General features: G+C 65.0%; 2 pseudogenes. Both read left to right on the top strand.

Features of this window, described 5'->3' with window-relative positions:
* Window positions 1–1,338 (top strand): annotated as a pseudogene (locus tag VF794_RS06360) (DNA-directed RNA polymerase subunit beta); the annotation flags it as partial.
* A gap of 104 nt (window positions 1,339–1,442) precedes the next feature.
* A pseudogene (locus VF794_RS06355) lies at window positions 1,443–2,341 on the top strand (DNA-directed RNA polymerase subunit beta'); the annotation flags it as partial.

Below are 2,341 nucleotides of genomic sequence, written 5' to 3'. Positions count from 1 at the left end.
GAGCGCGCCAAGCAGATCGAGTCCATGGAGGAGGCCAAGCTCCTCAAGGACCAGAACGACGAGATCAAGGTCCTTCGCGACAGCGCCTACAGCCGCCTCCGCGCCATGATCCGTGGCAAGGAGATCCAGGGCAAGCTGGTCGACGACAAGGGCAAGATCCTCCTGAAGAAGGGGGACATCGTCTCCGACGAGCTGCTGGCCACCGTGCCGTACAAGTACTGGACGGAGATCTCCGTCGGCGACCAGCTCGACGGCAAGCTGCGCGACATCCTCCGCAACCTGGAGGAGACCACCGAGGCCGTGAAGCTGGCCTTCGGCGAGAAGATCGCCCGCATCAAGAAGGGCGATGAGCTCCCGCCGGGCGTCATCAAGATGGTGAAGGTGTACGTCGCCATCAAGCGCAAGCTGGCCGTGGGCGACAAGATGGCCGGCCGCCACGGTAACAAGGGCGTCGTGTCCCGCATCCTCCCCGAGGAGGACCTGCCGTACCTCGAGGACGGGCGTCCGGTGGACATCGTGCTCAACCCGCTGGGCGTGCCTTCGCGCATGAACATCGGGCAGATTCTCGAGACGCACCTGGGCTGGGCCGCCAAGGGCGTGGGTGAGCAGCTCCAGAAGTACATCGAGGAGAACTACACCGGCGAGAACCTCAAGAAGCAGGTGAAGACCGTCTACGACGACAAGGCCTTCGGCGAGTTCGTGGACACCCTGTCCGATGACGAGGTGCGCAGCCTGTGCAGCCGCCTGAAGCGCGGCATCCATGTCGCCACGCCGGTGTTCGATGGCGCGCGCGAGACGGAGATCCACACGCTGTTCGACGAGGCCCGGCTGCCGCGCACCGGTCAGATGGTCCTCTTCGACGGCCGCACCGGTGAGCCGTTCGACCAGAACGTCACCGTCGGCGTGATGTACATTCTCAAGCTGCACCACCTGGTGGACGAGAAGATCCACGCCCGCTCCATCGGGCCCTACTCGCTCGTCACCCAGCAGCCCCTGGGCGGCAAGGCCCAGTTCGGCGGTCAGCGTCTGGGAGAGATGGAAGTGTGGGCGATGGAGGCCTACGGCGCCGCGTACACGCTCCAGGAGTTCCTCACCGTCAAGTCCGACGACGTGGTCGGCCGCACGCGGATGTACGAGGCCATCGTCAAGGGCGACAACGTCCTCGAGTCCGGCCTGCCCGAGTCGTTCAACGTGCTCCTCAAGGAGCTCCAGTCCCTCGCCCTGGACGTGGAGCTGCTGGAGAGCGCCCCGCCCGAGCGGCAACGCTCGTTCGGTGGTGACTTCGGCGGCGGCAGCAGCGATGGCGACGAGCGGGTGAAGACGGGTACCGAAGCCTGAGGTACCAGCCCTGCCCCCCGGCGTCCGCTCCCTGAGCGGGCGGGCGCCGGCGGGTAGGAGAAACGATTTCGCGCTTCAAGCGCTCCAAGAATTTCGGAGGCAACGTGAAGGACATTTTCAACTTCTTCGAGAAGCCGAAGGATCCGCTCTCGTTCAACGCCATTCGCATCGCGCTGGCGTCGCCGGACAAGATCCGCCAGTGGTCGCACGGCGAGGTGAAGAAGCCCGAGACGATCAACTACCGCACCTTCAAGCCGGAGCGGGATGGCCTGTTCTGCGCCCGCATCTTCGGCCCGGTGAAGGACTACGAGTGCAACTGCGGCAAGTACAAGCGCATGAAGCACCGTGGCGTCGTGTGCGAGAAGTGCGGCGTGGAGGTCATCCAGTCCAAGGTGCGTCGTGAGCGCCTGGGCCACATCACGCTCGCCACGCCCGTGGCGCACATCTGGTTCCTCAAGTCGCTGCCCTCGCGCATCGGCAACCTGCTCGACATCACGCTCAAGGAGCTCGAGAAGGTCCTGTACTGCGAGAGCTACATCATCATCGACCCCAAGGCGACGCCCCTGCAGAAGGGCGAGCTCGTCAGCGAGGAGAAGCTCCACCGGCTCTACGAGGAGCACGGCGAGGAGTCCTTCAGCGCTGGCATGGGTGGTGAGGCCGTCCGCGAGCTGCTGCGGTCCATTGATGTCGTGCGCCTGTCCGAGGACCTGCGCCGCGACATGCGCGAGACCAACTCGGAGGCCAAGAAGAAGAAGTACGCCAAGCGCCTCAAGGTGGCCGAGGCCTTCCGCATGTCCGGCAACAAGCCGGACTGGATGATGCTGGACGTGATTCCGGTCATCCCGCCGGACCTGCGTCCCCTGGTCCCCCTGGACGGCGGCCGCTTCGCGACCTCCGACCTCAACGACCTGTACCGCCGCGTCATCAACCGCAACAACCGTCTCAAGCGGCTCCAGGAGCTCAACGCCCCGGACATCATCATCCGCAACGAGAAGCGGATGCT

The organism is Archangium sp., from assembly GCF_036389735.1.
Classification (GTDB): domain Bacteria; phylum Myxococcota; class Myxococcia; order Myxococcales; family Myxococcaceae; genus Archangium.
This window is presented reverse-complemented; position numbering and strand designations above follow the sequence as displayed.